This is a genomic window from Paenibacillus sp. J22P90 (genome assembly GCF_059692195.1).
Genome location: NZ_JCAUAY010000004.1, coordinates 457,712 through 469,409, shown reverse-complemented (window position 1 = coordinate 469,409; position 11,698 = coordinate 457,712). Strand labels below are relative to the sequence as shown.

Here is an 11,698-nt window from a genome sequence, read left to right as displayed (position 1 = left end):
GAAGCTTACCGAGAGAATGTTCTCGGAAGTCTCAACTGCTTTTTGTGTTCACACGATTATGTTAATCGTTAACTACATTAAGTTTTCTGGGTTGAGCTTCTCCAGCTCAGGAATGACGAAACGGCCGTCTTTGCGAATGAGCACATCATCAAAGTAAATTTCGCCGCCGCCATACTCAGGTCGTTGAATTAGAACCATATCCCAATGAACGGAAGAACGATTGGTGTTATCCGCGGTTTCATAGGCTTGACCTGGCGTGAAATGGATACTGCCGTCAATTTTCTCATCAAACAAGATATCTTTCATCGGATGTTGGATATAAGGGTTCACACCGATCGCGAATTCACCGATAAAGCGAGCGCCATCATCCGTATCCAGAATCTCATTCAGCTTCTTGGTATCGTTACTAGTCGCGTTAATAATGCGGCCGTTCTCGAACGTGAGCACGATGTTTTCGAAAGAAGTGCCGGAATAGATCGTTGGCGTATTGTAGCTGATGACACCGTTCACCGAGTCTTTGACAGGGGCTGTATACACCTCGCCATCAGGGATGTTGCGAAGTCCGGAGCAAGGAACCGCTCCAATACCCTTGATTGAGAAGCTAAGATCGGTGTTTTTCGCAACTAAACGAACGCGATCCGTGCGATTCATGAGATCAACAAGGGATTCCATCGCTTTTGCCATCTTGCTGTAATCCAGGTTACATACATTGAAATAGAAATCTTCAAATGCTTCCGTGCTTTTTCCAGCTAGCTGGGCCATAGAAGGATTCGGGTAGCGCATAACGACCCATTTAGTGTTATTAATACGCTCGTCGAAGATAGGACGCTGGAAGTACTTCAGGAATAGCTTCATCTGCTCATCAGGCACATCGGAGGATTCCGTAATGTTATCTCCGCTTCGAACCGCCACGTAAGCATCCATTTGTTTCATTCGGGCAAGCTCGATGTCTGACCATGCGCTGAATTGGGCTTGCGTGCCTTTCATCTGCAGGCTCCGCGTAATCGCGGGATCGCGCAATTCGATGAATGGGTTGCCTCCAGCAGCATAAACTTCCTCTATCAAGCATTTCGCCAGTTCAGGATCTTTAACGCCAATCATTTCAATCAATATGTTTTCGCCGGGCTGAAGACTCACGGAATAGCGAATAATGTTTCGGGCAAAAGTTTGTAATCTTGGATCTCTCATTTCAGTAAGTCTCCCTTATCTTAATAAATAATACGTACCCCCAAATTATAACGCAACGTGTTCACGTAATCCAATCGACCCAATGGCTTCATGGAGGTGGAACGGGTATACTACGTAAAGGAGCAAGAAAATTTAACATGTCAACATGGCAGAATGACAACTAGAGGAGGACGTTATGGCAAGAGAGCAAATCAAAGTACCCTTCGGCTATGAACCCCCGGCAGAAACACAGAAGGGAACTGTCATCGTATTCGAAACGTTTGAAGACTGGACAGAGCACGAGATGAGTGCTTGTATCGCTTGGGCGGAGGAAAGAAAATTCGTACGCGTCATCTTTTATCCCCAGCATGAAGAAACACTTCGCCGGATGGATATCCGAACGGAAATGCCTTACTATGCCCGTGTGAAGCATATCGAAGAGCTTTTGGAGGATGTAGATACAACTCTTCAGGTTGAAGTGGATAAATGGGAAGGAAAGCGTAAGAAATACACGCCGCTAGACACGTCGCTAAGCTTCTTAGCAGAGAAGTCTCCCGGACCTCACTTTATTTGCATGAGTGATCGTTACGCCAACCTATTCGTTACATACCCTTCCTTCAAGGAATGGATTAAAAAAGCAAGACTCGTCATATTTACGCAGTTCCGTGTTCCTCTTCATGGCAAGCTAAATGACTATGCCGAGAGATGGGAAACGGTGGATTTCGGGAATGGCGCTTAAATTAGTACGGCCTAATTATCAATTAACGACATTAATTATGGTGATCATCGTGGCAGGGATGAGTCAAGGTATGCTCTTGCCGCTGCTGACCATTTTGCTTGACCGAATGGGTGTTTCAACCGATGCCAATGGAGTGAATGCCGCAGCGCTATATATCGGCATTTTTGCGACGATGTTTTTCATTGAGAAGCCTGTTCGAAAATATGGCTACAAGCCTGTCATCATGGTTGGAATGAGCATTATCATTATCGCCAATTGCTTGTTCCCTGTATGGCAGCAGGTTGGCTTTTGGTTCGTGCTGAGACTCCTTGTGGGGATTGGCGATAGTGCTTTACACTTTGCCACACAGCTATGGATCGTATCCTCCAGTCCGAAAGAGAAGAGAGGGCGCAATATTTCGCTCTATGGGATGGCTTATGGCATTGGGTTTAGTATAGGGCCACTAGGCATTACGTTGCTAAAAGCAGGGATTTGGGCGCCTTTTATGGTGACAAGCATCTTCTTTATTCTCGTATTCATTCTCTTGAGCACACTTAAGAATGATAAGCCAGAGCGATCCGAGCGAGCAGAGGCTGCTCATAAACGTGCTACGACAGTTATTTCACTCGCTTGGTTCCCGCTTATTACATCCTTGCTATTCGGGTATATGGAAGCGGCGATGAATAGCAACTTTCCGCTTTACGGTATTCGGATCGGTCTTTCTGAGTCCGCGATCGGTCTTCTCCTGCCCGTAACTGGGATCGGAGGGCTCATTATGCAGCTGCCGCTGGGGGTATGGAGTGACCGTATTGGTCGCAAGCCAATTCTAATGGGAACTGCCATTGTTGGGGCAATAGCGTTCTGTTGTGTGCCTTTTGTTGGTACAAATCTATGGGGCCTTGGGCTTTGCTTAGGCGTAGCAGGGGGCATGGTAGGCTCCTTCTTCTCGCTGGGGCTTGCGTATGCGGCGGATATTTTACCGCGTCATTTGCTGCCAACCGCCAATATTATTGCTTCAATTCAATATAGCGTAGGGAGTATTATCGGCCCTTTAGTTGGCGGGATGGCGCTTCATTATTTGAACGTAGTCAGCATATTCTACTTCCTCGGACTTGTGTATTTGTTATTTGGACTGTCGGGATTCATATTCAGAGCTCGTGCAACATGAAAAAAGCCACTTTCCTTGTGATAAGGGAAGTGGCTTATTCGCATGTACTTATTTAGCCAATTTCATAATTAGCTGCTTGATCCGTCATATAGCGTTCAGTCAAAATGGTAAGGAGTGAGATGCCGATTTGATTCTCTCCGCCTTCAGGAATAATAATGTCCGCGTATTTCTTCGATGGCTCGATAAACGCATCATGCATGGGCTTCACCGTCGTCAAATATTGATCAAAAACGGATTGAAGTGATCTGCCGCGCTCATTAATATCACGAGATAGACGACGAAGGATACGCACATCTGGATCTGTATCAACAAATACTTTGATATTGAGTGCGCCGCGTAGATCTTCATCCGTTAGAACGTGAATGCCTTCAAGTAGCACAATCGGCTTTACGTTAACACGGATCGTTTCTGTCGAGCGTGCATGCGTCGCGAAATCGTAGACAGGAATGTCGACGGGCTGGCCACTTCGGAGCGTGTTCAAATGTTGAAGGAGCAATTCATTTTCAAAAGCACGAGGATGATCATAATTAATGCGTTCCCGTTCCTCGAAGGTCAGACCGCTATGATGAAGATAATAATTATCTTGTGAAATCAAAGTCACATTCGTAGAACCGAGCTTTGTAATGATAGATTTCGCTACTGTTGTTTTACCTGAACCGGTACCACCGGCAATTCCAATCACGAGCATGTATGTAGTGCCTCCCCAAATAACTTGAAAACCTTCCTACGTAGTTTAACATATTGTGCAGCTAAAAAGAAAAAGTGATCGGGAAACGATCACCTTTTCGTCGAGGAAGCCGTTATCGAACCTGCTTCGGTGTATGAAATTTCTCTTGATTGGCCTCAATATCCTGAGCGGCTTGGTTCAATTGCTCGAAGGTTTGCTTGATTTGCTGCCCAAATTGATCGTTTGCAAACTCTGCTAACTGTCTTTGTGCTTGCGAAACCTGTTGATCTGCTTGAACAAGTGCGGCTTGCGCCGATTGGATGGCATGAGGATTAGCTTCCGTTATGGCGACTTGCAGCTTATGCTGGGCGGCTTGTGCTTGTAGAATGGCATGATCTGCGGCGTCAATGGCGTGCTGAACCGGCTGTTGATGTTGATTGGTTCCTGTCATGGGGGAGACCTCCTGTAGGTTCATAATGCTAATGGAGAAGCTATGAAAAGCGACTTTACTACATTGCGCCAAAACTGGGGAAATCATTCGGTTTCGGGAAATGAAATTATTTCCTGGGTAAGCGCAAAATGTGAGCGTTATCATGAAGATTCGACAACAATTGTCAGACAATTTTGAATAAAAAAAATATTCGCAAAACCGTGTGCATTCTTACACTTGTTTCCAAAATAAAAGTGGACAAAAGTAATGATTATTCTTAAGCTAGAGAAGATAGTTTTTTTCGGAAAGATTCGACTAAAAACATCTTCACGGAGGATGAAAAATGAATAAGTTTAACGGTTTTTGTTTGTTAACTGCATTAACAATTATGATTTCCGGTTGCGGTTCTGCTAAAACCACCACGACCACAACAGCTTCGTATACACCAACTTTAGAGGTCTCATCGGTTGTGAAAGACGACACCGTGACTCTAGATCTGACAACGGATCTCAAGATATCAAAGGATCATTACGGACAACAGCGTGTTCAAGGCGAAGGTCATGTTCATATGTCGTTGGACAAAGGTGAAAAGATCGTTGTTACCTCGAATCAAAAGGTATTGGACCATTTAGGCAAAGGACCACATGAAGTGAAGATCTCCTTACATAATAATGACCACACCCCGTACGATGTCAGCAAAACCGTTACCTTCGAAGTGAAGTAGGAGTGACTATGCCATTTCTTCAGAAGAAGCTCAGTTTGCAAAGACGTATTGTGGTACTTGTCACTGCGGTTACCGTTGCTATGATTTCAACGATGATGGTGTTTGACACGATCAGTTTAAATCAAGCGATCCGTGAGGCATATGTAAGCCAAATTAGCGGCATGACCATAGCCATTAATGGACGCTACGAAGAATCAAGATCGATCACATCTATTCAACAAATATTTGATTATATCCAATATAAGAATAATCGTGTTGTAGATATGAAGCTGTATGACAAACAGGGGAAAGTCCTAGCAGCTTCAGACCGTAAGGAAATAGGCACGATCTTGAACTCGGCTAGTGTGGTCATTCCTGAGCAAGACCACACCATTGTAGACCGCATTCCAATGGCACAGAGTGACAGGCCGATTGTTCGGTTGACGGCCCCCTTGCAAGAGGATGGTGCAGTTATTGGGGCAGTGGAGGTTATTTTCGACTCTTCGGAAGAAGAGTTGCTGCTTAAAAAGAGAACAAAACTCATTGTGATCGTTGGTCTGAGCATTGCTGTTGTTTTATCTACATTGCTATGGCTCATTCTACGGGTTATCGTCATCCGCCCATTAAGTAAGCTGCGAGAGGCGGCTGTTATTGTCAAACAGGGCGGGGAATTGCCCAAGCTGCAGTTCAAAGCGTCACCAGAGATCGATGAAGTTTCGGAAGCTTTCAATGATATGGTTACTAATTTGGATGAACGCTATCAGGAGCTTGGGCAGGCACTGCATACGCTGCAAGTTACGCAAGATCAGCTCGTTCATTCAGAGAAAATGGGCGCACTGGGCAATCTAGTTGCCGGTGTGTCGCATGAAATTAACACTCCGATTGGCATTGGTGTGACCGCTATATCTTATCTGGACCAGAAGACGAAGCAATTTCAATCGTTGTATGAGTCCGGGAAGATGAAAAAATCGGATCTAGAACAATTCCTCTCGATCACCCATGAGACGAATGCGATGGTTCAATCGAATTTGGAACGGGCCTCATCGTTGGTAAGAAGCTTCAAGCAAATTTCTGTGGATCAAAGTGTAGAGTTGAAACGGACTTTTCTTTTAAAAGATTATCTTGAAGGTATTTCTGCTAGTCTAAAGCCAGCGCTCAAGAAATCACATATGTACTTGGACGTTGTCTGCGACGAAAAACTCCAACTATTCACGTATCCTGGGGCCTTATCTCAAATCATTACAAATTTAGTTATGAACTCATTAAATCATGCTTATGAAGCTGAGGATGAAGGTCATTTAAGTATCCGTGTCATCGCCCAACCCGACCATATTCAGATTGCCTACTCCGATGATGGCAAAGGGATGACGGAAGAAGTATTGGATCGCATTTTTGATCCGTTCTTCACAACGAGCCGCGGGCAAGGCGGGACAGGCTTAGGGATGAATATCGTATATAACCTCGTAAAAGAATCTTTAAATGGCACCATTCAATGTTCCAGTGTATTGGGACAAGGCAGCTTGTTTATGATAACAATCCCCAAAGAGGAGGAAGCCGAACTATGACGAAGGAAGTGGAGTCTGTCGATGAGGATGAGCTTCTTTTTGCTGCAGAGGAAGATGATGTAGATGTAATTGCGAATCAGCGATCGGTGGAGCAGGATCCGTGGATCGTACTTATTGTAGATGACGAAAAACAAATCCATCAGGTTACGAAAATGGTGCTGCAGGATTTCGAATTCGCTGGTAGGAAATTGAAATTTTATAGTGCGTACTCAGCGGTGGAAGCCAAACAACTACTGAGAGAGCAGCCACAAACGGCCCTTGTTTTATTAGATGTCGTCATGGAACATGAGGACGCGGGTTTACAAATCGTTAAATTTATTCGTGAACAATTGAATAATCAGGCTGTGCGCATTATTTTACGTACGGGTCAGCCTGGTCAAGCGCCTGAGCGTACTGTCATCATGGATTATGACATTAATGATTATAAAGAAAAGACCGAGCTGACCTCTCAGAAGCTATTCACCACAGTTGTTACAGCGTTGCGATCCTTTCGGGACATCAAAACGATTGAAAAAAGCAGAGTAGGCTTAGAAGAAATTATTAAGTCATCGGCGACATTATTTGAATTACAGTCGATGAAGAAATTTGCGTCAGGTGTTTTGACTCAAATGACCTCCATCGTTAATTTGCATAAGAATGCGATTCATTGCAGCTTCGCTGTGACCAAGGGTGTTGAAGATATTTATATTCTCGCGGCAAGCGGGGATTATGCGGCGAATCAAGATGCGAGAGCGCGTGATGTCGTTCCTACGGATGTGCTCGAGGAAATTGAGTTAGCCTTTCAGACTCGAAAAAGCAGCTTTGGGGCGGATCGTTTCGTTATCTATTTCCAGAGCAAGATGGGCATGGAAAATGTGATATTCATGAATGGATTCAATGCTCTCAGCGAATGGGAGCACTATCTCGTAGACATTTATTGCGCGAACGTGTCTGTTGCCTTTGAGAATATTTATTTGAACAACGAGCTCGAGAGCACGCAGCAGGAAATCATTTATACGATGGGTGAGATTACAGAGACTCGGTCACAAGAGACGGGTCATCATGTGAAAAGAGTGGCCGAATATTCGCGGTTGCTAGCGCTGAAATATGGCTTGTCTGAGCAGGAAGCAGAAATTATACGACTCGCCACGCCAATGCATGATGTAGGCAAGGTTGGGATCCCTGATGCGATCCTGAATAAACCTGGCGCTCTAACCGCTGAAGAATTCGATATCATGAAGACCCATTCTAATTTAGGCTATGAAATGCTTAAGCATTCGAATAAAAAAGTACTTCACGCCGCGGCGATAATTGCACATCAGCATCATGAACGGTTTGACGGGACGGGATATCCACAAGGCCTTAAAGGGGAGAACATCCATCTATACGGCCGGATAACGGCTTTAGCAGACGTATTTGATGCTTTGTGCAGCGATCGGGTCTATAAGAAAGCATGGGAATTAGATCGTGTGCTGGATTTATTGAGATCTGAACGCGGTAAACATTTTGACCCGGTTATTGTGGATCTGTTTCTAAGCAATTTAGATGAATTTATGGTCATCAAAGAGTTGTATAAAGAAAATCGTTAATCACCTTAAGGATTTCTGAGGGCATAAGATCAGGATCACCTTCTCATACTACGGTTGAGATGATGGAGGTGAAAGTAATGCCAAAAGTTAATCGACCTGATAAGAAAAATAATCAACAAAATGCCGCTCACTTCACGGAGGAAGCACAAACGCTAAAGGCACAGAACGCGGCCGAATTTCCACCAAGCCTTAATAACATTAGTAAAAACAAATCTTAATTTTACCAAATGCTTACTAAACCCTTGTTCCTTCTCTGGAACGAGGGTTTTTGGCATTCTATGTAAGTGTCAAAGCGTTCGGATGGAAAAGTTGACGTACACGTTAAATTTCGGCAAAATAAAGGTTGAACTGGGATTTCCCTCAATTAGTCTTGGAAAGCAGGATGAATTCTACGTCTTTGTCTCATTTTCGAAGAAACAAAGCCATTTATTTTAATTTACAATTCCTGTATGCTAAAAAGGGGCTTGAGATAGACAGAAAGAAGGTGTCACCATGGAAGGCATTGGACTCGTACTGGAAGGCGGAGGTATGCGAGGCGTATACACCGCAGGAGTCTTGGAATACTTTATGGAAAATAATTTATATTTCCCTTATGTGGTTGGTGTTTCGGCGGGGGCATGTAATGCCGTTTCATATATTTCTAAACAACCTGGGCGGAATAAGAAAGTGACGATCGACTATGTCGCGGATCACCGTTATTTAAGCTATCGAAACTTATTGCGCAGTAAAAGCATATTTGGTATGGATTTTATTTTTAATGAGATCCCGAATCGATTAGTGCCTTTTGATTATGATACGTTTTATGCTTCTTCCCAACAATTTGCGATAGGAACGACGGACGCACATACAGGGGAGCCGATTTATTATACGAAGCATGAGCTGCAGCTGCAAACGATGCCGATCGTACAAGCTTCCAGTTCATTGCCTTTTGTAGCTACACCGATTCATTTTGATGGCAGAACATTATTTGATGGCGGATTGGTGGATCCGATCCCTGTTCAAAAATCGGTCGCTGACGGCAATAAAAAACATATTATTGTCTTAACGAAGGAGCTTGGCTACCGCAAACGGCCATTTAAGCAGCGCTGGTTAGCGAAAAGCTTTTATCCGAAATACAACGGTTTAGTGGATGTGCTTGTCAATCGAAGTGAGATTTATAACAGCACGTTAGAAACGATTGAACGGATGGAAGCAGATGGCAGTGCGCTCATTATCCGACCTTCAACCAAAGTGGAAGTAGGACGGATGGAGAAGGACCCGCGCAAGCTTGAGAAATTGTTTGAGCTTGGCTATGAAGATGCGAAGAAGCTTGGGCAGAAGTTAAAGGAATGGTTACTTCGTTAAAGGTTTGCTTTTTGTCGAAACTTGCGGTATCTTAGAAATTAACCAAATAAAGAACCCACGGGAGCTTGAGATGTCAGGCTGAGATTGTGACCGTCATTGTCACTAACCGTTAATCTGATCTGGGTAATGCCAGCGTAGAGACTCTTATAAATGCACATCCAGCGATAATTTCGCTTGGAAATATCATTTTCTACACATGGCGCTCCCGGATAACGGGGGCTTTTTCTTATGGTTACATAGAGAAAGAGGAGAGGGAAATCAGCAATGAAATGGAATAAAATCGCACCACTCGTACTTGTCAGCTTGACCGTTTTCATGGCGGGCTGCGGCAACAATGCAACGAAGTCCGCACAACCGACAGATGGGGCTAAAAAGCTAACCGATGTGAAGGTTGTTCTAGACTGGACGCCGAATACCAATCATACAGGACTGTATGTGGCGAAGGATCAAGGTTTTTTTGAGCAAGAAGGTTTGAACGTTCAGATTATAGCGCCAGGTGAAGGCGGAGCGGATACGATGATCGCCTCTGGAGCGGCTGAGTTTGGTGTGAGCTATCAAGAAAGTATTACGCAAGGCCGGGTTCAAGGAGTGCCATTAGTTTCGATTGCAGCAGTTATTCAACATAATACATCAGGCTTTGCTTCACCGGTTGCGAAGAACATCAAAACTCCGAAGGATTTTGAGAACAAATCATACGGCGGCTGGGGAGCTCCTTCTGAGAGTGCCATGATCGATTCGTTGATGCAATCCGAGAAAGCAGATCCGAAGAAAGTGAAAATGGTGAATATCGGCGACGCGGACTATTTTACTGCAGTCAAACGCGATATTGATTTTGCTTGGATTTACTACGCTTGGACAGGTGTTGACGCAGAACTTCGCGGTGAGCCGCTCAACATGATTTATTTAAACAAGTATTCGGATAAACTGGATTATTATACACCGGTTCTGGCGACAAATGAGAAGATGATCTCTTCGAAGCCAGAAATAGTTAAGGCATTCGTAGCTGCGGCGTCGAAAGGCTATCAATATGCGATATCCAAGCCAGAAGATGCGGCTAACATTTTGATCAAAGCTGTTCCTGATCTAGATCCTAAGCTAGTCGTCGCTAGTCAAAAATGGTTAAGCCCACGCTATCAGGATGATGCAGCACGCTGGGGCGAGCAAAAGAAATCCGTGTGGGAAAACTACGCAACCTGGATGCTTGATCACAAGCTTTTAGAGAAAAAGCTGGATGTGGATGCGGCATTTACGAACTCATTTTTACCGGGAAGCACGAAATAATCAAATAGGCTAAAAGAGGAGAATTCCAATGGCTAATGCGCTTGTCAGTATTCAAATCATTCCCAAAACGGTGAATGGGGAAGACGTAATTCCTTACGTAGACCGTGCAATTGAAGTGATCGCGAAGTCTGGTGTCAAATATTTCGTGTCCCCGCTGGAAACGACAATGGAAGGCGAGCTGGATCAGCTTTTATTGATTATCCAAGATATGAATACCGCGATGATCGATATGGGAAGTCCGAACGTCATCTCGCAAGTGAAAATCTACTTCAATCCGTCAGGCGCTTCGATGGACAAGTTGACGGAGAAATACAGATAATGAACATCCATCGCTGGATCAAAGCAGGATGGCCGCCACTCGTGGTAGTCATCCTTCTGTTGTTTATTTGGCAGTTTGCGGTTACATGGGGAGGAACGGCCGATTGGCTGCTTCCGAGCCCTCTTAAAATATGGCGTGACGGCACGACAGATATGCCGCGTGTGTGGATGCATATGTGGGCAACTATCCGTCTGATGTGTATTGGTTTCAGTGTGGGAGCACTTGGCGGAATTCTTGTTGCAAGTAGCTTACATAGGCTGCCGTTCGTGAAAGCAGGCTTCTATCCGCTGCTGATCCTCTCGCAAAATATCCCTGTCATCGCACTAGGTCCGCTGTTGATCATTTTATTTGGTTTTGGTCTTTTACCTAAAATTATTTTAATTTCACTTGTTTGTTTCTTTCCTGTGACGATGTCAACATTAGATGGCTTTATGCAAACCGATCGCACCATGTATAACTACATGCAAATGATTGGCGCTTCGAAACGCCAAATTTTTTATAAATTAGAGCTGCCTCACGCATTACCATTTCTGTTTACCGGGCTTAAAATATCAGCGACTTACAGTGTAATGGGAGCTGTCATTGCCGAATGGCTGGGCGGAAATGTGGGGCTTGGCTATTATATGATTTTACAAAAATCAGCCTTCCGAGCAGATCGTGAATTTGTGGCCATCGGGATTATCGTGATCCTGAGCCTGCTTTTTTTCTGGCTCATTGCTGGGATCGAAAAGCTCGTCATTCGTTGGAACGTCAAACGTTCTTCGTAAG

13 protein-coding genes and 1 riboswitch are annotated in these 11,698 nt (G+C 44.4%); of the genes, 10 read left to right on the top strand and 3 right to left on the bottom strand.

The annotated features are described in order from the left end of the window. Positions 1-72 precede the first annotated feature (72 nt). Complete coding sequence (locus AC58UX_RS16495) at positions 73-1,188, bottom strand: aminopeptidase (protein ID WP_497254543.1); 1,116 nt, start codon at positions 1,186-1,188, stop codon at positions 73-75. A 175-nt stretch (positions 1,189-1,363) separates the two neighbouring features. On the opposite strand from AC58UX_RS16495, the gene AC58UX_RS16490 reads away from it, so the two are divergent. Together AC58UX_RS16490 and AC58UX_RS16485 are read left to right on the top strand one after the other, a co-directional pair. After that, positions 1,364-1,906, top strand: a complete 543-nt coding sequence (locus AC58UX_RS16490; RefSeq protein WP_497254541.1) for a hypothetical protein — start codon at positions 1,364-1,366, stop codon at positions 1,904-1,906. Then, the gene (locus AC58UX_RS16485; protein ID WP_497254539.1) at positions 1,896-3,053 is read left to right on the top strand and encodes an MFS transporter; all 1,158 of its coding nucleotides are present in this window, start codon (positions 1,896-1,898) and stop codon (positions 3,051-3,053) included. The genes AC58UX_RS16490 and AC58UX_RS16485 overlap by 11 nt, the downstream gene beginning before the upstream one ends. 52 nt (positions 3,054-3,105) lie before the next feature. On the opposite strand, the gene udk is transcribed toward AC58UX_RS16485, so the two are convergent. Both udk and AC58UX_RS16475 read right to left on the bottom strand, forming a co-directional pair. Then, a complete protein-coding gene (udk, locus tag AC58UX_RS16480) occupies positions 3,106-3,741 on the bottom strand; it encodes a uridine kinase (protein ID WP_497254537.1) in 636 nt (211 codons plus the stop codon). A gap of 112 nt (positions 3,742-3,853) precedes the next feature. Next, complete coding sequence (locus AC58UX_RS16475; protein WP_497254535.1) at positions 3,854-4,171, bottom strand: hypothetical protein; 318 nt, start codon at positions 4,169-4,171, stop codon at positions 3,854-3,856. 322 nt (positions 4,172-4,493) lie between these two features. On the opposite strand from AC58UX_RS16475, the gene AC58UX_RS16470 reads away from it, so the two are divergent. The 8 genes from AC58UX_RS16470 (at position 4,494) to AC58UX_RS16435 (ending at position 11,697) form a co-directional block, all read left to right on the top strand. Next, on the top strand, positions 4,494-4,874 hold the full coding sequence (locus tag AC58UX_RS16470; protein WP_497254533.1) for a hypothetical protein: 381 nt from the start codon (positions 4,494-4,496) through the stop codon (positions 4,872-4,874). Positions 4,875-4,882: 8 nt separating this feature from the next. After that, positions 4,883-6,418, top strand: a complete 1,536-nt coding sequence (locus AC58UX_RS16465; protein ID WP_497254531.1) for a sensor histidine kinase — start codon at positions 4,883-4,885, stop codon at positions 6,416-6,418. Beyond that, on the top strand, positions 6,415-7,986 hold the full coding sequence (locus tag AC58UX_RS16460) for a DUF3369 domain-containing protein (RefSeq protein WP_497254529.1): 1,572 nt from the start codon (positions 6,415-6,417) through the stop codon (positions 7,984-7,986). Before AC58UX_RS16465 ends, AC58UX_RS16460 begins: the two co-directional genes overlap by 4 nt. A gap of 77 nt (positions 7,987-8,063) precedes the next feature. After that, positions 8,064-8,204 (top strand): hypothetical protein, encoded by a 141-nt coding sequence (locus tag AC58UX_RS16455; protein ID WP_497254527.1) that lies wholly within the window; start codon positions 8,064-8,066, stop codon positions 8,202-8,204. Between the two features lie 274 nt (positions 8,205-8,478). Then, positions 8,479-9,330, top strand: coding sequence for a patatin-like phospholipase family protein (locus tag AC58UX_RS16450; RefSeq protein ID WP_497254525.1), 852 nt, complete (start codon positions 8,479-8,481; stop codon positions 9,328-9,330). A gap of 47 nt (positions 9,331-9,377) precedes the next feature. Further along, positions 9,378-9,488, top strand: a riboswitch (TPP riboswitch). A gap of 106 nt (positions 9,489-9,594) precedes the next feature. Further along, entirely contained in the window at positions 9,595-10,611 is a 1,017-nt protein-coding gene (locus AC58UX_RS16445; RefSeq protein WP_497254523.1) for an ABC transporter substrate-binding protein, read from the top strand. 28 nt (positions 10,612-10,639) lie between these two features. Further along, positions 10,640-10,930: a thiamine-binding protein gene (locus AC58UX_RS16440; protein ID WP_056621187.1), complete on the top strand. Its 291-nt coding sequence runs from the start codon at positions 10,640-10,642 to the stop codon at positions 10,928-10,930. Next, positions 10,930-11,697 (top strand): ABC transporter permease, encoded by a 768-nt coding sequence (locus AC58UX_RS16435; protein WP_497254521.1) that lies wholly within the window; start codon positions 10,930-10,932, stop codon positions 11,695-11,697. The genes AC58UX_RS16440 and AC58UX_RS16435 overlap by 1 nt, the downstream gene beginning before the upstream one ends. Position 11,698 lies beyond the last annotated feature (1 nt).